We start from the raw sequence: 718 nt of genomic DNA, 5'->3' as shown, positions 1-718 counted from the left end.
ACAGCGGCGGTGACGGTGTTGAGGGTGGCGCCTTTGATGGTGGCGTTGTCGTGTTCAGCAATAACGAGAGTTGTCATGACAGTCGTCTTTCTCTTGAATCTTGGAGGGTGTCGGCATCAACCGCGGTCTTCGATCAACCGGGGCCGATGCGCGGGACACCGAGGAAGGGCCGCCCCGCACCGAGGGTGTCGTCCCCCTTGGGGGGAAGGCGCAAAGCGACTCAGGGGGGTCAAATCACTTTTGCTTCGTTCTTGAGTTTGTCGACCAGGGCAGCCACATCAGCCACCTTGATGCCGGCACCACGTTTGGCAGGCTCTGCCACCTTGATCGTCTTGAGGCGCGGGGCCACGTCCACGCCGAGGTCTTCGGGCTTCATGGTGTCCAGCTGCTTTTTCTTGGCCTTCATGATGTTGGGCAAGGTGACGTAGCGGGGCTCGTTCAGGCGCAGGTCGGTGGTGATGACGGCAGGCAGGCTCAATGCCAGGGTTTCCAGGCCGCCGTCGACTTCGCGGGTGACGCTGACGCTGTCCGCCGAGAGTTCGACTTTGCTGGCGAACGTGGCCTGGGGCAGGTCGGCCAAAGCGGCCAGCATCTGGCCGGTCTGGTTGGCGTCGTCGTCGATGGCTTGTTTGCCCAGGATCACGAGCGATGGCTGCTCCTTGTCGATCAGCGCCTTCAAGAGCTTGGCCACGGCCAGCGGCTGCAGGTCGGCGTCGGT

1 protein-coding gene is annotated in these 718 nt (G+C 62.7%); it reads right to left on the bottom strand.

The window, feature by feature from the left end; genetic code table 11:
• Positions 1–229: 229 nt before the first annotated feature.
• Positions 230–718 (bottom strand): electron transfer flavoprotein subunit beta/FixA family protein (locus tag DTW89_RS19135; RefSeq protein WP_147277688.1); only part of this gene is annotated, 489 nt, incomplete at its 5' end.

This window comes from Acidovorax sp. BoFeN1, assembly GCF_003345135.1.
Lineage (GTDB): Bacteria > Pseudomonadota > Gammaproteobacteria > Burkholderiales > Burkholderiaceae_C > Acidovorax > Acidovorax defluvii.
The sequence above is the reverse complement of the archived record's forward strand: the minus strand, read 5'-3'. Positions and strand labels throughout refer to the sequence as shown.